The 21,013-nt window shown below is 34.4% G+C and carries 20 protein-coding genes and 1 riboswitch; of the genes, 17 read left to right on the top strand and 3 right to left on the bottom strand.

Going from position 1 to position 21,013, the window contains the following annotated elements; translation table 11 throughout:
- Window positions 1-19 precede the first annotated feature (19 nt).
- Entirely contained in the window at window positions 20-1,222 is a 1,203-nt protein-coding gene (locus DW196_RS07155; RefSeq protein WP_118250775.1) for a chloride channel protein, read from the bottom strand.
- Window positions 1,223-1,268: 46 nt separating this feature from the next.
- Window positions 1,269-1,346, bottom strand: a riboswitch (Fluoride riboswitch).
- A 237-nt stretch (window positions 1,347-1,583) separates the two neighbouring features.
- On the opposite strand from DW196_RS07155, the gene DW196_RS07150 reads away from it, so the two are divergent.
- On the top strand, window positions 1,584-2,870 hold the full coding sequence (locus tag DW196_RS07150) for an anaerobic C4-dicarboxylate transporter family protein (protein WP_071456301.1): 1,287 nt from the start codon (window positions 1,584-1,586) through the stop codon (window positions 2,868-2,870).
- 27 nt (window positions 2,871-2,897) lie between these two features.
- Window positions 2,898-4,340 (top strand): M20 family metallopeptidase, encoded by a 1,443-nt coding sequence (locus tag DW196_RS07145; RefSeq protein WP_118250774.1) that lies wholly within the window; start codon window positions 2,898-2,900, stop codon window positions 4,338-4,340.
- A gap of 41 nt (window positions 4,341-4,381) precedes the next feature.
- Here DW196_RS07145 and DW196_RS07140 read toward each other — a convergent pair whose 3' ends face one another.
- Entirely contained in the window at window positions 4,382-5,380 is a 999-nt protein-coding gene (locus tag DW196_RS07140) for a YhdH/YhfP family quinone oxidoreductase (protein WP_233541936.1), read from the bottom strand.
- A 198-nt stretch (window positions 5,381-5,578) separates the two neighbouring features.
- Here DW196_RS07140 and DW196_RS07135 point away from each other — a divergent pair, with 198 nt between their 5' ends.
- The 11 genes from DW196_RS07135 to DW196_RS07085 all read left to right on the top strand — a co-directional run bounded on the left by DW196_RS07135 (window position 5,579) and on the right by DW196_RS07085 (window position 16,022).
- Window positions 5,579-6,121, top strand: coding sequence for a helix-turn-helix domain-containing protein (locus DW196_RS07135; protein ID WP_118250826.1), 543 nt, complete (start codon window positions 5,579-5,581; stop codon window positions 6,119-6,121).
- A gap of 15 nt (window positions 6,122-6,136) precedes the next feature.
- Window positions 6,137-7,222 (top strand): ABC transporter ATP-binding protein, encoded by a 1,086-nt coding sequence (locus DW196_RS07130; protein ID WP_118250773.1) that lies wholly within the window; start codon window positions 6,137-6,139, stop codon window positions 7,220-7,222.
- Between the two features lie 13 nt (window positions 7,223-7,235).
- A complete protein-coding gene (locus DW196_RS07125) occupies window positions 7,236-8,048 on the top strand; it encodes an ABC transporter permease (protein WP_118250772.1) in 813 nt (270 codons plus the stop codon).
- Window positions 8,045-8,878: an ABC transporter permease gene (locus DW196_RS07120; RefSeq protein WP_071456297.1), complete on the top strand. Its 834-nt coding sequence runs from the start codon at window positions 8,045-8,047 to the stop codon at window positions 8,876-8,878. The genes DW196_RS07125 and DW196_RS07120 overlap by 4 nt, the downstream gene beginning before the upstream one ends.
- Before the next feature lies 1 nt (window position 8,879).
- The gene (locus DW196_RS07115) at window positions 8,880-9,950 is read left to right on the top strand and encodes a PotD/PotF family extracellular solute-binding protein (protein WP_118250771.1); all 1,071 of its coding nucleotides are present in this window, start codon (window positions 8,880-8,882) and stop codon (window positions 9,948-9,950) included.
- Between the two features lie 132 nt (window positions 9,951-10,082).
- Window positions 10,083-10,940: a 4-(cytidine 5'-diphospho)-2-C-methyl-D-erythritol kinase gene (ispE, locus tag DW196_RS07110; RefSeq protein WP_071456295.1), complete on the top strand. Its 858-nt coding sequence runs from the start codon at window positions 10,083-10,085 to the stop codon at window positions 10,938-10,940.
- A 132-nt stretch (window positions 10,941-11,072) separates the two neighbouring features.
- Complete coding sequence (locus tag DW196_RS07105) at window positions 11,073-11,753, top strand: metal ABC transporter ATP-binding protein (RefSeq protein WP_118250770.1); 681 nt, start codon at window positions 11,073-11,075, stop codon at window positions 11,751-11,753.
- Window positions 11,726-12,550: a metal ABC transporter permease gene (locus DW196_RS07100; protein WP_118250769.1), complete on the top strand. Its 825-nt coding sequence runs from the start codon at window positions 11,726-11,728 to the stop codon at window positions 12,548-12,550. The genes DW196_RS07105 and DW196_RS07100 overlap by 28 nt, the downstream gene beginning before the upstream one ends.
- Before the next feature lie 114 nt (window positions 12,551-12,664).
- A complete protein-coding gene (gene purR / locus DW196_RS07095; protein WP_071456292.1) occupies window positions 12,665-13,504 on the top strand; it encodes a pur operon repressor in 840 nt (279 codons plus the stop codon).
- A gap of 80 nt (window positions 13,505-13,584) precedes the next feature.
- On the top strand, window positions 13,585-14,958 hold the full coding sequence (gene glmU / locus DW196_RS07090) for a bifunctional UDP-N-acetylglucosamine diphosphorylase/glucosamine-1-phosphate N-acetyltransferase GlmU (protein WP_071456291.1): 1,374 nt from the start codon (window positions 13,585-13,587) through the stop codon (window positions 14,956-14,958).
- Window positions 14,959-15,050: 92 nt separating this feature from the next.
- Window positions 15,051-16,022 (top strand): ribose-phosphate diphosphokinase, encoded by a 972-nt coding sequence (locus DW196_RS07085; protein ID WP_071456290.1) that lies wholly within the window; start codon window positions 15,051-15,053, stop codon window positions 16,020-16,022.
- 36 nt (window positions 16,023-16,058) lie between these two features.
- Here DW196_RS07085 and mscL read toward each other — a convergent pair whose 3' ends face one another.
- Window positions 16,059-16,508: a large conductance mechanosensitive channel protein MscL gene (mscL, locus tag DW196_RS07080; protein ID WP_118250768.1), complete on the bottom strand. Its 450-nt coding sequence runs from the start codon at window positions 16,506-16,508 to the stop codon at window positions 16,059-16,061.
- Between the two features lie 267 nt (window positions 16,509-16,775).
- On the opposite strand from mscL, the gene yfmF reads away from it, so the two are divergent.
- From yfmF to DW196_RS07060, 4 genes are read left to right on the top strand one after another with little or no spacing between them, the layout of a single operon-like run.
- A complete protein-coding gene (gene yfmF, locus DW196_RS07075; protein WP_118250767.1) occupies window positions 16,776-18,038 on the top strand; it encodes an EF-P 5-aminopentanol modification-associated protein YfmF in 1,263 nt (420 codons plus the stop codon).
- Between the two features lies 1 nt (window position 18,039).
- Complete coding sequence (gene yfmH / locus DW196_RS07070) at window positions 18,040-19,335, top strand: EF-P 5-aminopentanol modification-associated protein YfmH (protein WP_118250766.1); 1,296 nt, start codon at window positions 18,040-18,042, stop codon at window positions 19,333-19,335.
- Window positions 19,336-19,341: 6 nt separating this feature from the next.
- Entirely contained in the window at window positions 19,342-20,067 is a 726-nt protein-coding gene (gene ymfI / locus DW196_RS07065) for an elongation factor P 5-aminopentanone reductase (RefSeq protein WP_071456286.1), read from the top strand.
- A 31-nt stretch (window positions 20,068-20,098) separates the two neighbouring features.
- Window positions 20,099-20,995 (top strand): helix-turn-helix domain-containing protein, encoded by an 897-nt coding sequence (locus DW196_RS07060; protein ID WP_071456285.1) that lies wholly within the window; start codon window positions 20,099-20,101, stop codon window positions 20,993-20,995.
- The last annotated feature ends 18 nt before the right edge of the window (window positions 20,996-21,013 follow it).

Here is a 21,013-nt window from a genome sequence, read left to right as displayed (position 1 = left end):
CGTTGCTTTTTAGCAAACGTCATACTTTTTGTTTTGAATAAATTGAATCATTACCATTTACCAAATAGGCCAGTACAATAGCAAAAAATGCGTATGGAATTAACTCAAACCCAAATATTTCACCTGCAATAAAAAGTGGCCCAATAATAGTATTGGTTGCACTTGAAAATACCGATACAAATCCAAGTGATGCGACAAATTCAATTGGCAAGCCAAAGAGATTCGCTAGTAACACACCACAAGTTGCGCCTATAGAAAATAGTGGTGTCACTTCCCCACCTTGAAATCCTATTGCTAATGTAAAAATCGTAAAAATAAGTTTTAGTATAAAATCATACGAATAAACTGTTCCTTGATTAAATGCTGCTTCCACTAAATTACTTCCAAGACCTGAATATCGTCCCTTTCCAACTATAATCAAACCTATCATTAAAACAATTGATAATAAAAACACTTTTTTATACTGTGATAAAGAAATCGCTTGAACCCATTGTTTCACTTTTTTTAGTCCAATAGAAAACAGACGTCCCACTAAACCAAATACAACACCAAATAAACATAATATTCCAACCAATCCGACTGTTAGTTTAGGCACGACTGAAATAGTAGATGAAAATACTGTTAACCCTAATAACTGTGACACGTAACTGGATGTCACTGCTGCAATACTTGCTGATAAAAGAGACTCTATTGATAAAGTTCCGACTACTAATATTTCCATTGCAAAAAATGTTGCTGCAATAGGTGTATGAAATAATCCGGCAAAGCCTGCGGCCATACCTGTTACTAATACTATCTGCTGTTTTTTTCCATAGTTGGGTAAAAATCTATTCCAAATTTTTTCAGTAAACCAATTAGTAAACGTTCCCCCAATTTGGATAGCAACACCTTCTCGTCCAGCACTTCCACCAAATAAATGCGTGAGCCATGTACTTAACGTCACGATTGGTATCAACCTTAAAGGAATCACTTCTCGCGTGTCTTGCCCTACCTCAAAAAGAAGGGTTATCCCTTTTTTACTTTCCTTGCCATATGTTTGATAAAGCCATTCAATAAATATCCCAACAAATGGTAAGAAAAAAATAAGCCACATAAAGTACGTTTGCCTTACTCCAGTCACAAAAAGCAATACTCTACCAAAAATAACTTCTAACACACCAACGATTATGCCAATTATTAATCCAAACACAATCCATTGTGCTTGTTCTTTTATTTTTCCCATCTTATTCACCCTTCTTTTTCACACAAAAAGTCTACATACCTAAATAAAGCATGTAGACGTCATTAGCTATTTAGCAGTTTTAGTTAAATTTCAACTATGGGAGAACATCATTCCCGTTTAAGTTATTTTCATTTTACTCATTTTTTTGAAAAATATCAATAGACTATTATCTATTTTATCGTTTAGAGTATAACACTAATTTAATTCCAATGTTTAAAAAATCACATAAAATTCATATAAAATGAATAAAAAACACACATGCAACTGATAATATTCACATATATCCTAATTAAGTCTTTTTTTAGGAGGTTTGAAGAATTATTCATTTTTACCACATTATTCTATTGTTAGGAGGAATTAAATGTCATTATTACTAATTGAAATTTTTATCATGGTTGGAACAATTATTTATGGACTTATGAAAGGAGGCGCGCTAGGTTCTGGGGTATCAGCCATTGTGGCCTTGTTTATCATGCTATTCATTTTTAAATTGCCGCCATCATCACCACCTGTTACGGCTGTTTTAATCATTATGTCTATCGGTATAGCAAGTGGTGCACTACAAGCCTCAGGTGGGATGGATTATATGATACGCGTTGCAACAAAAATTATTCAAAAGTTTCCGAAAGCGATTACAATCGTTGCACCACTTGTTTGTTTTCTATTCGTTTTTGGCATGGGGACAGCAATGATTGCTTTATCATTAGAACCAATCATCTCTGAAACTGCTCTTAAATCAAAAGTTAATCCAAAAGGTGCTTTAATTTCTTCTGTATTAGCTTCTAACATGGCTCTACTGTGTAGCCCGGCATCATCTTCAACAGCATATGTTGTAACCTTATTAGCAGCGTATGGTATTTCTTTAGGAACATATCTGACAATCGCCTTGCCTGCCACTTTATTATCTATTATCATGTTAAGTATACTATTAAGCTTAGTTAATAAAAAATTACCTTTTGATGAATCTATCTTAGAAGATATGATTATTGCAGAAGAAGAAACTGAACTAGCTCCTGCTGCTAAAAAATCAACTATAGTTTTCTTACTTTGTGTGCTATGCATTATTGTTTTAGGTTTGTTCCCAAGCTTATTACCAGAGTATAATGTAGATGGTGATCCTGTTAGAATTGCAACTGCTGACTTAGTTCAGATGTTTATGTATTTGTCTGCTGCAATCAATATCATACTCTTTAAAGTGAAATCAAAAGATATTTTACATGCTCCAGCTACTGCTAACGCTTTAGGCGCAACCTTAATTGTATTGGGTCTTGGCTGGGTTGGTTCAACTATCTTTGGTGCTCCAAAAAATCAAGCCGTTTTAGTATCAAGTGTCGGACAGATACTAGCTGACTATCCTTGGGTTATCATCTTTATCTGTGCGTTTGTTGCGATGATTATTGGTGCCCAAACGGCCGTTGCAGCAATTATTTTCCCATTAGCACTGACACTAGGTATATCACCAATGTTACTTATTATTATTGTTCAGTGTCTAAATGTTAACTTTGTGATTCCAGCACAACCGACGTTGTTACTTGCAGTTGAATTAGATAGAACTGGGCGGACTAAGGTCTTTAGTTTCATCATACCAGGAATAATTATAACCGCACTTTCTATTGCTCTATCTTATGGTATCACACTATTTATGTAATCATTGAATATTAGGAGGATATAATATATGTATAAACAAATCGAAAAATTAATTACTCAAAAACAACACACTTATTTCCAAACAAGTGATAAAATTTGGGATATTGCCGAAACAAAATTCCATGAAAAAGAATCAGCAGACGTGTTGATTAATGTATTAAAAGAAGAAGGATTTAGCATAGAAACAAATATTGGAGAGATTGACACAGCATTTGTTGCAAGTTTTGGAAATGAAGGTCCTGTCATTGGATTTTTAGGGGAATATGATGCACTACCTAGCATGTCTCAAAAAGCAGGTTCTACACAAAAAGAAGCAAATCCGGATACAGAAAACACAAATGGACATGGCTGTGGACATAATTTACTTGGTACAGCTTCACTTGCTGCTGCAATTGCGACCAAAGATTATATTACAGAGCACAATATCCCTGCGCAAATTAAATATTTTGGTTGTCCTGCTGAAGAAGGCGGATCTGGAAAAACATTTATGGCAAGAGCTGGTGCTTTTGATGGATTAGATATGGCGATTTGTTGGCATCCAGGAACAGATAATGCCATTTGGGGTGTAAAAACACTAGCTAATATCCAAGCAGCTTTTGAGTTTAAAGGAAAATCAGCTCATGCTGCAAATGCTCCAGACATGGGACGTAGTGCACTTGATGCTTGTGAATTGATGAATGTCGGTGGAAATTACCTTCGTGAACATGTGACACCAGAAGCAAGATATCACTATGCGTATATGGATGCTGGGGGTGTAGCTCCTAGTGTTGTCCAAGATCATGCAAAACTTTTATATTTAATTCGTGCACCAAAAGGAAGCCAAGCAAAAGAAATTTATGATCGTTTATGTAAAATTGCAGAAGGCGCGGCTCTTATGACTGAAACAGAAGTAACCGTACATTTCGACAAAGCTTGTTCAAACTATATTCCAAACGTTGTGTACTCTCGCATTATGGGAGACGTGATGATGCATTATGGTGGACCGGAATTTGATGAGGAAGATCAAGTATTTGCTAAAGCAATTCATGATACATTAACTGAAGAAGAAAAACAATTTAGAATGATTCCACCTGCTACACCTGTTGAACAAAAAGTCTTAAAAGAAAATGTGGGTAAAGTATTAGCTGACTATGTTTACCCATTCAATGAGGTATTAACTAACGTTACTCTCCCTGGTTCATCTGATGTGGGGGATGTCAGTTGGATTGTCCCAACTGTTCAATGTATCGTTGCAACAGAAGTTCAAAATACCGCCATGCATACATGGCAATGGGTTACAAACGGAAAAAGTGGTATTGCTAAAAAAGGAATGATTCAAGCATCTAAAATAATGGCAGCAACAGCTGTTAAAGTGCTTGAAGAACCTGAATATATTGATCAAGCGAAGGCTGAGCTAAAAAATATAACAGATGTAACGCCTTACGTGAATCCAATTCCAGCAGACGTTAAACCAAATAGTTTAGCATTCTAACAAAAAAAGGTGAAGCAATTAATTTTGCTCCACCTTTTTTATTATTTAATTTTGACAATCGTTCTTCCTGAATGCGTGCCTTCTAATAATTGTTTCGTCACTGGAATGATATCCTCTAACGAGATTTCATTAGCTATAGTCGCCTCAATCATCTCTTTTGTGATACTTTCTTTAATTGTATCCCATAACGCAGATTTTTTTTCTGTTGTTAATTGAACTGAATCAATTCCAAACATCGTTACACCGCGTAAAATAAACGGTAAAACTGTCGTGCTAAATTTAATACCGCTTGCATTTCCACATAGAGAAATTCCCCCACCGTATGAAATTTTAGGTAGTATTGCTTCTAGTGTTGCCCCACCAATCGTATCAATGACATAATCAAATAATTGTTTTTGTAATGGACGAGTATTTTCAAGCATTTCTTCGGTACTAATAATATGTTGCACACCTAAAGAATCCAAATAATCCGTCGATTTTTTGCGTGTTAATGCGGTGATATTGTTGAATCCTTTAGCTTTTAATAAATTAATCACCATACTTCCAACTCCACCTGTTGCTCCGGTTATTAAAATACTGGCTTCTTTGTTTTCGCCTAAACCAACAGATTCTAGACGATGAATCGCTTGAGCGGCTGTTATTCCAGCTGTCCCAACAAACGCAGCTACTTTTAAATCTAAATCTTGTGGCACAACTTGAATCCATTCACCTGGAATACGTGCTATTTCACTAAAACCTCCTGTGTGACTTACACCTGTCCCTTGACCAGTTACAACTACTCTATCGCCAACAGATAATCCTTCGTGAGTTGTTTCTATAATAGTTCCTGAAAAATCGATACCAGGAATCATAGGATATGACCGAATAACTCCCCCATTTTTTATCGTTGCTAAGGCATCTTTATAATTTATCGCTGAATACTCAACTTCAACAAGTGTGTCCCCTTCTGATAATCTGTCAACTGACCAATCTTCTATACTTGAGATAATGCTATCATCTTTTTCACTAACAATAAGTGCTTTGAATGTTTTATCCATCATTTACATCGTCTCCTCATCTCTTTGATAAACTTAGTTTATCATAAAAAAACAACAAAATGTGATATCAAAAAAATGAATTGATTTGTTGAAAATCATCTTGTATACTACCATCAGAAAGTAAACTAAAAGTTTAATATTAATAAACATCTGTCATTTGAAGTTTAGTATATATAAACTATTAGACTGGAGGTGTTGACCATACTTATCGGGAAAAAAATCAAAAACTTACGAATACAAAAAAATTTAACACAAGAAGAATTAGGAGAACGAACAGATCTCACTAAAGGATACATTTCTCAATTAGAACGGGATTTAAGCTCCCCTTCCCTAGAGACATTTTTCTCCATTTTAGAAGTATTAGGTGTGTCTCCAAAACAATTTTTTGATGAAAAATATCAAAAACAACAAGTCGTCTATCCTAAAGAAGATCAAACCATACATCTTGATGAAGATAAAGGGTATGAAATAAATTGGTTAGTTTCTGACTCTAATGAAAACGAAATGGAACCTATATTATTAACTCTAGAAAAAAAAGGTGAATACAAAGAATTTGAACCATCACAATCCGAAACATTTGGTTATGTGTTACAAGGAAAAATCTATGTTACCATAGGTGAAGATACCTATATTGCGTCAAAAGGTGAAAGTATTTATTACCAAGCACTCAACCAGCACCAAATATCTAATGCTCACGATGGAGTTAGCAAACTCCTCATTGTTGCAACAAATTCTTATTTATAGTAAAGGTGGGAGAAAATGAGTCACACAATTATTGAATTTAAAGATGTCGTGAAAGAATACGACGACACCACTGTATTAAAAAAAGTGAGTTTTGAAATCGAACAAGGAAAATTTTATACCTTATTAGGTCCATCAGGATGTGGTAAAACAACGATTTTACGCTTGATTGCTGGTTTTAGCGAACCAACATCTGGAGAAATTTTATTTGATGGAAAAGTGATTAATAAAGTTCCCGCAAATAAACGTAAAGTAAATACTGTATTCCAAGATTATGCTCTTTTTCCTCATATGGATGTTTATGAAAATGTGGCATTTGGGTTAAAAATCAAAAAATTACCTAAAGAACAAATTGATGTAAAAGTACGTGAAGCTCTACGTTTAGTTCAGTTATCTGGTTTAGAAGAAAGACAAATCGGTGAGATGTCAGGTGGACAAAGACAACGTGTCGCAATTGCTCGTGCCCTTGTAAATGAACCTGAGATTCTATTATTAGATGAGCCGTTATCCGCTCTTGATTTAAAACTTCGAACTGCCATGCAATCAGAGTTACGTGAATTACAAAAACGTTTAGGGATTACGTTTATTTTTGTTACTCATGATCAAGAAGAAGCATTAGCTATGAGTGATGAAATTTTTGTTATGCATGATGGAAAAATCGAGCAAAGCGGCTCTCCTTCTGATATTTATGATGAACCGATTAACCGTTTTGTAGCGGATTTTATTGGAGAAAGCAATATTGTAAAAGGGGTTATGATTGAGGATAACTTAGTTGAATTTGTCGGAAAACAATTTGAATGTGTCGACAGTGGTATGAGGGAAAATGAGCCCGTTGATGTAGTAATGCGTCCTGAAGATATTTCCCTAGTACCTGTCGAACAAGGAAAATTAAAAGCGACAGTTGATACCTTATTATTCAGAGGGGTTCATTATGAAATTTTCTGTATTGATTCTGAAGGAAATGAATGGGTGGTGCATTCAACTAAGAAGCCACTTGAAGGACAAGCAGTTGGTTTATTTTTTGAACCAGAAGACATTCATGTCATGCGTTTTAATGAATCAGAAGAAGATTTTGATGCCAGATTAGAAAGTTATGACGACTAAGGAGGGTTGATAAGTGACACAATCAAAACGATTCTATACTATTCCCTATTTTTTATGGATAGCTCTATTTGTTATTGCACCAGTAATTTTAATTATTTATCAATCATTTTTTGATATTAATGGGCAATTTACTTTAAGTAATTACCAACAATATTTAACAAGTAAAACTTACTTGAGTATGACCTTTAACTCATTATTCTACGCTCTACTTATTACCCTATTTACACTAGTGATTAGTTATCCAACAGCTTATTTTTTAACAAAATTAAAACACAAACAACTGTGGCTCATGTTAATTATCTTGCCTACTTGGATTAACTTGTTGTTAAAAGCTTATGCGTTTATTGGGATTTTTAGTATCCATGGTGGAATAAATAACTTTTTAGATACTGTTGGTATTGGGACGCAACAACTTCTTTTTACAAATTTTAGTTTTTTAACCGTTGCGACCTATATTGAAATCCCATTTATGATTTTACCTATTTTTAATGCCTTAGAAGAAATTAACCCTTCTCTTGTGTTTGCCAGTCGTGATTTAGGCGCGAGTAATTTTGAAACATTTAGACGTGTCATCTTCCCACTATCTTTAAATGGCGTAAAAAGTGGTGTGCAAGCCGTATTCATCCCATCACTTAGTCTATTTATGCTAACTCGCTTAATTGGGGGAAATCGTGTGATAACACTTGGAACGGCCATCGAACAACATTTCCTTGTCACACAAAACTGGGGGATGGGTTCAACCATTGGTGTCGTTCTGATTATCGCGATGTTTATCATTATGATGATAACTGGTGAGAAGAAAAAGAAAGGAGCGAAGAAAAAATGAGCAACCATAAATTTAATTGGAGCCATCTCTATTTGATTTTAGTTTTCATTATTCTGTACGCACCTATCTTTTATCTAATTTATTATTCATTCAACGCCGGTGGAACGATGACATCATTTACCGGATTTACGTTAGAACATTACCAAGCTGTCTTTGAAGACACCAGGTTAATTGGCATTGTGATAGACACGTTCTTACTAGCTTTTCTATCTGCTTTAATCGCTACTATTATTGGAACGTTTGGTGCAATGGGGATTCACTACACCAAACAACGTGGCGTACGACATACATTACTAAGTTTAAACAATATTTTAATGGTGTCTCCTGATGTTATTATTGGGGCAAGTTTTTTAATCCTATTTACTTTTCTAGGGACTTGGTTTGGGTTTCAATTAGGTTTTATGTCTGTACTACTCTCTCATATTGCTTTTAGTATCCCGATTGTCGTTTTAATGGTCTTGCCAAAAATGCAAGAGATGAATCCATCACTTATTGATGCTGCACGAGATTTAGGAGCAAACAACTGGCAGGTACTAAGACAAATTATCTTACCTTATTTAACACCAGGAATTATTGCCGGATATTTTATGGCATTTACCTATTCATTAGATGATTTTGCTGTGACGTTTTTTGTAACAGGGAATGGATTTAGTACTTTATCTGTTGAAATTTATTCTCGTGCCAGACAAGGGATTAGTTTAGAAATCAATGCCTTAAGTGCCCTTCTATTTCTGTTTTCTATTTTATTAGTGACTGGGTATTACTTTATCAGTAAAGACAATAAACCAAAATACAAAAAGAAAAAAACACAAAAAATAGGAGGTAAATAAGATGAAGAAACTCAATGCTCTTTTTTCAGGTATTCTTCTTATCATTGTCCTTCTAGCTGTTACTTCTTTTAATCTTGAAAAAAACAGTGGTGCCTCTGGTGGTCGTGTATTAACTATCTATAATTGGGGAGATTACATTGACCCTTCGCTAATCAAACGATTTGAAAAAGAATATAACTATAAAGTCATTTACGAAACCTTTGATTCGAACGAAAGCATGATGACCAAAATCAAACAAGGTGGAACAGCCTATGATTTAACCATTCCCAGTGAATACATGATTCAAAAAATGGTTAAACAAGATATGCTCATTCCGCTTGATCATTCTAAAATCAAAGGACTAGAAAACATAGATAGTCGTTTTCTAAATATTCCATTTGACCCTAAAAACAAATTTTCTATCCCCTATTTTTGGGGAACATTGGGAATTATATACAATGATGAATTCGTTAAAGAAGGTCAGATTAAACATTGGGATGATTTATGGAATCCCTCACTAAAAAATAATGTGATGTTAATTGACGGAGCTAGAGAAGTCATGGGATTGGCTTTAAATAGTGACGGGCATTCATTAAATAGTAAAAATGATAAACAACTAGATAATGCTTCAAAAAAATTAGATGGACTAAGTTCCAACGTCAAAGCGATTGTAGCTGATGAAATCAAAATGTACATGATAAATGGTGAAAGTGCTGCTGCGGTCACATTTTCTGGTGAAGCTGCTAGTATGCTAGAAGAAAATGAGCACTTGCATTATGTGATTCCAGAAGAAGGCTCTAATCTTTGGTTTGATAATTTTGTGATCCCAAAAACAGCAAAAAATATTGATGGTGCGTATGATTTTATTAACTTTATGTTAAAACCAGATGTCGCTGCTCAAAATGCCGAATACATTGGTTACTCTACGCCAAATAAAAAAGCGTTAAAAATATTACCTAAAGAAATTACAAGTGACCCACAGTTTTACCCAAGTGACAAAATTATCGAGCACTTAGAAGTGTATGAGGATTTAGGACAAACCTATTTAGAGCGCTATAATGATCTATTCTTAAAATTTAAAATGTATCGTTAAAGATAGGATTTTTTCCTATCTTTTTCTTTATTCAATAAAATCTCTAAAGTCAGTACTTAAATTGTTTTATATTCACTCTTTTTTCATGTATAATCAAACAAATAGAATATTTTGAAGAATTGGAGGTAGTCAATGGAAATCATCGAAAAAGCCCCGGCAAAAATAAACTTGGGACTTGATGTCCTTTACAAACGTGATGATGGTTATCATGAGCTTGAAATGATTATGGCAAGTGTTGATTTATCCGACCGATTGATTTTAACAGCTATTCCAACTGATGATATCATTATTAAAACTGACAATGGCTTCCTACCAGTAGACCGTAAAAATAATATTTATCAAGCAATTGATATCATGAAAAAAACATATGGGTTTACTCAAGGTGTTGAAGTAAATTTAAAGAAAAACTTACCCGTTGCGGCTGGTTTAGGTGGTGGTAGTAGCGATGCTGCTGCGGCATTTAGAGGGGTCAATCGTTTGTTTAACCTGGGTGCTACATTGGAAGAAATGGCTAAATTATCCGTTCCAATCGGTACAGATATCCCGTATTGTTTATATGGACAAACAGCTCTTGTTACTGGCGTTGGAGACCGTGTTACACCACTCTCTCACCCAATGCCACAGTGTTGGATTGTTCTAGTCAAACCCAAAATCAGTGTATCCACTCCTCGCGTGTTTTCAAAAATACAAGTTGACTCACTTTCGCATCCAAATATAAAAGCTATATATCATGCAATAGAAAACCAAGATTACCAAGAAATGATTCAACATTTGGGGAATTCTCTAGAATCTTACACGATGGAAGTTTTTCCTATTGTTAAATATGTTAAAAATAAAATGTTAGAATTCGGAGCAGATGCAGCCGTCATGAGTGGCAGCGGTCCTACCGTTCTTGCGCTTTGTAAAAAACGTTCACGAGCTGTTCATGTGGCAAATGCTTTAAAAGGATTTTGTGATGAAGTGTATTTAGTTAGGACATTAAACAGATAAGAAGTAGAAGCTAATCTGCTTTTTATCTGTTTTGTTATGGACAACCGATTAACTATTCTTGCTTTATTTTGACACAAGTGTTATGATTCTTTTGGTTTTAAAACGTAACGTTTACGATTAAAGGAGGTTACTATGAATTATATTGACGTCAAACACCTCACTTTTTATTATGATGATGAACCTGTGTTGGAAGACGTTTCTTATACGGTCAGTCCAGGTGAATTTGTCATACTAACTGGTGAAAATGGTGCGGCAAAATCAACATTAATAAGAAATACACTAGGGTTACTAAAACCTAATGAAGGAGAAGTTTATATCTCCCCTACCAATATAGATGGACAAAAATTAACAATTGGTTATATTCCACAACAAATCGCCTCATTTAATGCGGGATTTCCAAGTACTGTATTAGAGTTCGTTCAATCGGGCAGATTTCAACGTGGAAAATGGTTTAAACGTCTAGATGACGTTGATCATCGACATGTCGAAAAAGCTCTTAACTCTGTTGGCATGTGGGATATGAGAAAGAAACGCATTGGGGATTTATCAGGTGGACAAAAGCAACGTGTCTGTTTAGCCCGTGTATTTGCGACTGATCCAGATTTATTTGTACTTGATGAACCCACAACAGGGGTGGATGAATCCTCTCGAAATGATTTTTATAAATTACTACAACACAGTGTCAAAGAACACAATAAAGCAATTTTAATGGTGACACACGATCATGAAGAAATAAAAGGTTATATGGATCGACATATCCACCTTGTTAGAAAGGAGGAGACCGAATGGAGATGTTTTCATATGAGTTCATGAGACGAGCACTTATTGCTGCTTCTATGATGGCTGTAATCGCCCCATCTCTTGGTGTATTTTTAGTATTACGTAGACAATCACTTTTAGCAGATACCTTATCACATGTTTCCCTTGCAGGGATTGCTCTTGGTTTTTTTATTAATGTTAACCCAACAATCACCACATTAATTGTCGTAATTGCTTCTGCCTTTGTTTTAGAGTACATTAAAAATCTTTACAAGTCTTACTCAGAGGTATCTACTGCGATTTTAATGTCAGGTGGATTAGCTGTTGCATTAGTTTTAATGAATTTAACTAAAGGGAAAAATTCCATGAATATTCAACAGTATTTATTTGGCTCTATCGTAACAATCAATTGGCAACAAGTTAAAATACTAGCTGTCTTACTAGTTATTATAGTTAGTTTATTTTTGGTATTGAGGAAACCAATGTATGTATTAACTTTTGACGAGGACACAGCACATGTTGACGGACTGCCAATTCATGTACTATCTATGCTATTTAATGTTATTACAGGTATCGCTATCACTGTGATGATTCCTATTGCTGGAGCATTACTTGTGTCAGCTATTATGATTTTACCAGCCACTATCTCGATGAAGATTGGGAAAACTTTTTCGACTGTTATTTTAAGTAGTATCGTAGTTGGATTTATTGGCATGACTTCTGGTCTTGTTACATCGTATCAATTAGATACACCACCAGGCGCAACCATCACATTAATCTTCATTGTGATGTTTATTCTAATTAATTTACTAACTAATGTTCGTAAAAAAAACAGACAGGTTTCCAAATAATCTGTTCGTTTTCACGAACATTTTTTATTTATTTTCAAAAATACTTTGCTTTTTTAAATTTACATACTATAATAGTCTATATTACTTAAATTTAACTTTAAAAGGAGTATCTTAATGAAAATAAAACGAAGTGAACGCTTAATTGATATGACTGCTTATATCTTAAATCACCCCCATACATTAACTCCTCTGACTTATTTTGTAAAAAAATATGAATCAGCAAAATCTTCAATTAGTGAAGATTTAACAATTATCAAAAAAACATTTAAAGAGCGTGGTTTTGGTGTTCTTGAAACAGTGGCTGGAGCTGCTGGTGGCGTTATTTTTACACCATCTATTCCATTTAGTGAATCAAAACAAATGATTGATTCATTATGTGAACGCTTATCTGAACAAGATCGATTACTTCCTGGTGGGTACGTTTATCTATCTGATTTACTTGGAGAACCGCAACTACTTAAACAAATTGGGCAAATCATTGCAACGCAGTATGCTAATAAAAACATCGATGCTGTTATGACGGTCGCAACAAAAGGTGTGCCAATCGCTCAAGCGGTATCATATTACCTAAATGTTCCATTTGTTATCGTGCGTCGTGATTCTAAAATCACTGAAGGCTCTACTGTAAGTGTCAATTATGTATCAGGGTCATCTGAAAGAATTGAAAAAATGGAGTTATCAAAACGTAGCTTAAAACGTGGGTCTAGAGTGTTAGTCGTAGATGATTTCATGAAAGGTGGCGGAACGGTTAATGGAATGAAAGCCTTAATCGAGGAATTCGAAGCCGAGCTTGTTGGTATCACTGTATTTGCCGAATCAACGTTCAGTGGTCGTCGTATGGTTGATGACTACACTTCACTTATTTGCGTTAAAGAAGTCGATACAAAAACTAAAAATATAACGGTTGTTCCTGGTAACTATTTTTCTGTTATGGGTGCAGACGCCACAGATTAATAAATTTAAGGACTTGAATATCAAGTCTTTTTTTTGTTAAAATAAAGTGTTTAAAAATACACTTAAGGAGTGTCAATATCGTGAAAAATAGATTTGCTATCATTTTAGCAGCTGGAAAAGGCTCTCGTATGAAGTCTTCTCTATATAAAGTGCTGCATCCAGTCGCTGGAAAGCCGATGGTTGAACATGTTCTAGAACAAATCGAACCTTTAAACACAACTGAAATTGTAACGGTTGTTGGGTATGGTGCTGAGAAGGTACAAGAACAATTAGGAGAGCGCTCAAAATATGCTCTACAAACAGAACAATTAGGGACTGGGCATGCTGTTTTAGCAACGTCTGATTTATTAAAAGACAAAGATGGTACAACATTGGTTATCTGTGGAGATACCCCCCTACTAACTAAAGAGACACTAACTAAATTAGTCAACCATCATGAACAATTAAATGCCAAAGCAACTATTCTATCAGCTGTTGCTGAAGATGCTACAGGTTATGGCCGTATCATTCGAAATGATGAAAACTTAGTCGAAAAAATCGTCGAACAAAAAGATGCTTCAGAGGCAGAACTTGCCGTAACAGAGTTTAATACTGGAACATATTGTTTCGATAATAAATTTTTATTTGAAGCATTAGAAAAAGTTGGAAATGATAACGCACAGGGTGAATATTACTTGCCAGACGTGATTAGTATTTTAAAACAACAAGGAGAAGTTGTCACAGCATATATCATGGACTCTGAAGAAGAATCAATGGGGGTTAATGACCGTGTTGCATTGGCTAAAGCAAACCAATTAATGAAGCAACGTATCAATGAACAACATATGCGTCAAGGCGTTTCATTTGTCGATCCAGACAACACATATATTGAATCAGATGTCGTTATTGGATCTGATACTGTGATTGAACCTGGTGTGATAATTAAAGGCAACACAACGATTGGTCATAATTGTATCATCCGTTCAAATTCTACTATTACTGATAGTAACATTGGCGATGACGTCGAAATTAAGTCCTCTACGTTACAACGAGCAGTCGTTGGAAATCATTCTGATGTGGGACCTTATGCCCACCTACGACCTAATACTGTGATTAACGAAAACGTCCATATAGGTAATTTTGTCGAGATTAAAAATGCTTCCATTGATGATGGTTCAAAGGTTGGTCACTTAACTTATGTTGGAGACGCAACTCTTGGTAAAGACATCAATATCGGATGTGGCACAGTATTCGCTAATTATGATGGCAAAAACAAACACCATATAACTGTTGGCGATCATGTATTTATCGGTAGCGGAACTATTTTAGTTGCCCCATTAACTGTTGAAAACAATAGTATGACTGCAGCTGGTTCTACTATCACTAAAAATATCAGTGAAAATGACTTAGGTATTGCTCGTGCTCGTCAGGAAAATCTAGAAGATTATGCTAAAAATTTACCCTATAATAAATAATTTCACTGCAAACACTTGATTTATTAGTAGAATATGTCTAATATTTGTATGTAAGTTTATACTCAGTTAAAAAGAAGAAAGTGGAGGTTCTCATGTCTAATCATTACTTTGATCCAAAGTTAAAAATCTTTTCGTTAAATTCAAACAAGCCTTTAGCAAAAAAAATTGCTGATGCAGTTGGTGTGGAACTTGGTAAGTCTGAAGTAAGAAAGTTTAGTGATGGTGAAATTCAAATCAATATCGAGCAAAGTATTCGTGGTAGTCACGTATACTTAATCCAATCTACAAGTAACCCTGTAAACGACCATTTAATGGAATTACTGATTATGATTGATGCTCTAAAACGTGCAAGTGCACAAACTATTAACATTGTTATGCCATATTATGGCTATGCAAGACAAGATAGAAAAGCTCGTTCTCGTGAGCCGATTACATCAAAACTTGTTGCTGATATGTTAGAAACTGCTGGAGCAACTCGTTTATTAACACTAGACTTACACGCTGCACAAATTCAAGGATTTTTTGATATTCCAGTGGATCATTTAATGGCTGCTCCTTTACTAGCAAACTACTTTATCGATCATGGTTACGAAGGCGATGATGTAGTGGTGGTTTCACCTGACCATGGTGGCGTAACACGTGCTCGTAAATTAGCTGAAAATCTAAAATCTCCAATCGCGATTATCGACAAACGTCGTCCAAAAGCTAATGTTGCCGAAGTGATGAATATTATCGGTGAAGTAAAAGGTAAAAAATGTGTCATTATCGATGACATGATTGATACAGCTGGAACAATTACTCTTGCTGCTGAAGCCTTGAAAGAAAAAGGCGCAACAGAAGTCGTTGCATGTTGTACTCACCCTGTTTTATCCGGACCTGCAATTGATCGAATCAACAACTCATCAATTGAAAAATTAATCATCACAGACTCTATCCTTTTGCCAGAAGAGAAAAAGTCTGATAAAATCGAAATAGTTAGTGTTGCAGAATTAATGGGCGATGCAATCAAGCGTATCCATGAGAACAAGCCAGTTAGTCCATTATTTGAAAAAAAACGTAAATAAAAAACCGTGGGGAGTTATTCTCCTCGCGGTTTATTTTTAATTTTTGTTTTCTATTTCGTCTTCTTGTTTAATAGTTGATTGTTCTGCTAATAATTGACGAATATCTTTTAGAACATCTTCAGTTGTTTCAGCTGTTTCTTCCTCTTCTTCTTCAACCTTATCTTTTGTCATTAAGTTTTCTGCTTTATTAACAGATTTTACGATAATGAATAAAACAAATGCTGTAATTAAGAATGTGATAATTGCTGAAATCAATTTACCATAATCAAACGTGACACCATTTAATGCAAACGTCATGCCTTTTGTTGCATCTTCCACTGTTTCAGCTCCAGGAAATAGTAAACTGATAATCACTCCTATAATTGGTGTAATCAAACCATCTACCATAGCACTCACAACGCTCGTAAATGCACCACCTATAATAATACCAACAGCCATATCTATTACACTACCACGTGCAATAAACTCCTTAAATTCCTTTATCATTTTCATATCCCCCAATCATTTCCATATTATAGCAAATTTTTTTATAAAAATCATTTATAATAAATTGACATGTAACACTGTTGTAATATATGATAATATATCGTAATGATGTATATTTATTGTGAGCATTACAATTTTGTTAAGTTTTAATCAAAAAAATAAAATCCAATGTGTTTTCCTATCTTACCACCCTTTTTTTTGGTAACCTAGAGAGTGTATCGTCATACTTAAAGAACCACTTGATGACGATAATAAAGGAGTTTTTTTATGACAATTAAATTAAATAACCAAGTGAATTTACATATTATTCCAACAACAAAATATAAAACTGTTCGCATTGTCGTTCGATTTGCAACACCTCTTGATGCGACTTTTAGTAGTAAACGTTCGTTACTTGCAAGTTTAATGGAAACAAATAGTTTAAACTTTCCTGACCAAGTAGCATTAAGTAAAAAACTAGCTGATTTATACGGGGCAGGGTTTTATGTGAGTGTTAATCGGACTGGTAATGAGCATTATCTAAGTATTGGCTTAAATGTCATTAACGATAACATCGCGCCCAATGGTGTTTCTATTTTAGAAGATTCTGTCGAATTTTTAAAAGAAATTATTTTTAATCCTAATATTAAAGATGGAAAATTTGATGAGGAAACATTTAATCGTGAAAAAGAAAATCTAATCATTGATATTGAATCAATTTTTGATGATAAACAAACTTACGCTTCTATGTCTTTACAAAATCTTTTCTTTTCAGATAGTAAAAATCAAAAAACACCAAGTTTTGGTGATATTGAGCAAATCAAATCTGAAACACCAAAATCTATTGCTGACTACTACAATTATATGATTCAACACGATAAAATCGATATCCTAGTTAGTGGTGATGTTGAAGAAGGATATGTGGAAAAATGTTTTAAAAATTTCGGTTTTTCTGATAGAGAAAAATTGGATACTGAACTGTTTTACAAACAACCTTTCAAAAATATTATTCAACAAAAAAGTGAAGTTCTACCTGTTATGCAATCTAAATTAAATATTGGTTATCACTGTGATGTTTATTACCATGATGACATGTATTTTCCATTAATGGTCTTTAATGGACTGTTTGGTGGATTTCCACATTCGAAATTATTTTTAAACGTTCGTGAAAAACATAGTTTAGCTTATTATGCAAGTAGCTCAATTGATCCGTTTAGAGGATTTTTAACTGTACAAACTGGTATTGATAGCTCAAATCGTGAACGTGTCTTACGATTAGTTAATGAGCAATTAAAAGACATGACAACGGGTGAATTTCCTGATGATTTATTAGAACAAACAAAAAAAATGTTAATCAATCAATATTTGTTATCCTCTGATAATCAACGTGCAGTTGTTGAACAACAGTACCTCTTTTCTAACGTTCCTTATGCTGATTTATCTCAAGATGAGTGGATCAAAAAAATGAATGCTGTCACTCGAAAAGACGTTCAAGATGTGGCAACAACTATTAATTTACAAGCAGTTTATTTCATGGAAGGAGGAAAATAACATGAAAAAAAACTATTATCCTTCTATTAATGAAACCCTTTATACAGAAGTGTTGCCTAATGGATTAGAAGTGATGTTACTGCCTAAAGAAGATTTCCATAAAACATATGGTCTTTTTACTACAAATTACGGCTCAATTGATAGTGAATTTGTGCCGATTGGAAAAAAAGATTTTATCACGGTTCCTGATGGTATTGCTCACTTTTTAGAACATAAATTATTTGAAAAAGAAGATGAGGATGTCTTCCAAAAATTTGGTCGTCAAGGTGCCGCATCGAATGCTTTTACAAGTTTTACTCGTACAAGTTATTTATTTTCAAGTACTGATAACGTTATGCAAAATGTCGAAACATTAATTGATTTTGTTCAAAGTCCTTATTTTACAGAAGAATCTGTCCAAAAAGAAAAAGGGATTATTGGCCAAGAAATCCAAATGTATCAAGATGAACCAAACTGGCGTTTATTTTTTGGTATTTTAAATAATATGTACCCAAAACACCCATTACATATTGATATTGCTGGAACAATCGATAGTATTAAACCCATTACAGCAGATGATTTATATACTTGTTACAGTACATTTTATCATCCAAGTAATATGAACTTATTTATCGTTGGAAAAATGAATCCTGAGGAAATGATGGCCTTTATTAAAGACAATCAAGCAGCCAAAGAATTTCCAAAAGCAACTGAAATCAAACGTCATTTCCCGAAAGAAACAGCGGATGATATTGTTAAAGAAGATAGTATCACCCTATCTGTTAATCGACCAAAGGCAGTTGTTGGCTTAAAAGGACTTGATACACCACCTGAAGATGGATTTGAACGCCTTAAATATCAAACAACGATTCAATTATTATTACAATTATTATTTGGTATGAGCTCAAAAAATTATCTTACTATGTATAATAGTGGCTTAATTGATGATAGCTTCTCATTTGAATTTTCATTTGATCGTAGCTTCCACTTTGCCGATTTCAGTTCAGATACTGATGAGCCTGAGCGTTTTGCCAACCAAATAATTAATTACTTATTGAAATCAGATAATAGTCCTGAATTAACCAAACAAAACTTAGATTTGGCGAAGAAAAAAATGATTGGAAAACATTTGAAATCATTGGATTCACTAGAGTATATTGCCAACCAATTTAGCGGAATGAAATTTGGTGACACAACTTTATTTGATTTAGTCACTGTCATTAATAGCATTGAATTAAGTGACATCAAAGCCGTACAAGAATCATTTATCAGACCTGAAGCATTAAGTCGCTTCTTTATCTACCCAGAAGAAAGGTAGTTTGACATGAGATATGTGTTAGTTACAGGAGCTAGTGGAGATATTGGCTCTGCTTGTGTTTTAAAATTAGCTAAGAAAGGATACTCCGTTTATTGCCATTATTATCAACAAGAGAATAAAATCACCTCATTGATTAATGACTTACAACAATTGTATCCAAAACAGGATTTCTTTGCTATCCAAGCTGACTTAAGTCAAGAAAGTGATGTCAATCGACTAGTTGACTCCTTATTTCAACTTCATGCCATTGTATTTGCTCATGGTGGAACAGTTTATAAACTACTAACTGATACGACTGAAGCAGAGATGCAATTTTTATGGGATACTCATTTAAAACAACCCATTCGCTTGTGTCAACTATGTCAATCTTCGCTAACAAAACAATCTTCTAGTCAGATTGTTTTTATCAGTTCGGTCTATGGTCTGATTGGCAGCTCTATGGAAGTTATGTATAGTACAGTTAAGGGCGCACAAATCTCTTTTGTCAAAGCTTACGCGAAAGAAGTCGCCTCCATGAACTTAACAGTAAACAGTATTGCGCCAGGAGCTGTAGAAACACAAATGAATGCTCTATGGACTGAAAATGAAAAATATGAACTTATTTCAGAGATACCACTTAATCGTCTAGCACATCCTGAAGAAATTGCCTCACTTGTTACCTACTTATTAAGTGAAGATGCAACTTATATGACAGGTTCTGTCATTCCTATAACTGGTGGTTGGACGCTTTAATTAAAAATTAGAAAGAAAGGTGCACGCTCCCGTGGATACAATCGGTGAACAATTAAAAAAAGCCCGACTAAAAAAAGGGTTGACCATAGAAGACTTACAAAAAATTACAAAAATTCAACGTCGTTATCTATCTGCCATCGAAGCAAATGACTTCGATGCTATGCCTAGTGATTACTATACTAGAACCTTTATTAGACAATATGCTGAAGCTGTCGGACTGAATTCACGACCATTAATTCGCCGATTTGAAGGAAAACCTGATGAAATCTATGAACAATTGCCATCTGCTACACCAGTCAAAGGGTCTCGTAAAGAAAAACACCAAAAAGAAGCAAAAAAGCAGACCTCTTTTAAATCTTATTTGCCAGTCATTTTACTTTCTCTAGTTGTTATTGCTATAATAGGGACAATTATTTATGCTATGCGATTAGATATTGCCAGTGGTCCACTTGTTCCAAAACCTGAAAAAACGGTTGTCATTGGTAGTAGTAGTGATCAAAGTGAAGAAAGCAGGTCACAATCTAGTACTACTGAAACATCTAAAGAAACCAAAGAGTCTTCGTCTAAAAAAGCTGATAGTGAAAACAAGTTTAGTATCACATCTGATACCACTGAGTTAGTCACTTATGCTGGTAAAAATGTTTCTACTCCAATAAAACTTGATTTTACTGCTTTAGAAGGACCAGTTTGGATTGGTTTACAACAAAGTGGAACAAATGCTATCTACTATCAATATACGTTACAACCAGGTGAAACCATTAGCTCTGTTGTACCTGAAGAAGCCACAGGAATTGATATTATTGTCGGGGCATCAAATAATTTATCAGTAAAAGTCAATAACAAAGAACTCGCTTTTAACAAAGCTAATCCAACTACTGGTAAAAAAATTATTACTATAAATTTTGATACTACTAAGGAAAATGAATAGTAAAAAAAGGAAGGTCGT

This window comes from Vagococcus sp. AM17-17, assembly GCF_003471765.1.
GTDB classification, from domain to species: Bacteria; Bacillota; Bacilli; order Lactobacillales; family Vagococcaceae; genus Vagococcus; species Vagococcus teuberi.
This window is presented reverse-complemented; position numbering and strand designations above follow the sequence as displayed.